Annotated in this window: 1 pseudogene; it reads right to left on the reverse strand. The window is 63.2% G+C overall.

The features are described from left to right. Positions 1–117 precede the first annotated feature (117 nt). A pseudogene (locus SB756_RS35980) lies at positions 118–231 on the reverse strand (LysE family translocator); the annotation flags it as partial.

The following is a 231-nucleotide window of genomic DNA, read 5'->3' on the forward strand; positions in this document are numbered from 1 at the left end:
GGTGGTTGCCTAGTAACAGAAAGCGCTGGTAGTCCTGTTGCAGCGGCGAAGGAGGGCCCGGGACAGGCGTGCTGGTGTCGGTCGATCTCATGGGCACTCCTTCGCGTTGTTGCTGGCTCAGGCCGCCAGTTCCTTGAGGTTGTAAAGCAGGCCGCCCGCTGCGATCAGCAACAGGGCGACGCCCGAAGCCAGGCTGATCAGGCGGTTGCTGCGTTGCGATGCGATCTTGCC

This window comes from Pseudomonas sp. SIMBA_068, from assembly GCF_046534705.1.
In the GTDB taxonomy this organism is placed as follows: domain Bacteria; phylum Pseudomonadota; class Gammaproteobacteria; order Pseudomonadales; family Pseudomonadaceae; genus Aquipseudomonas; species Aquipseudomonas putida.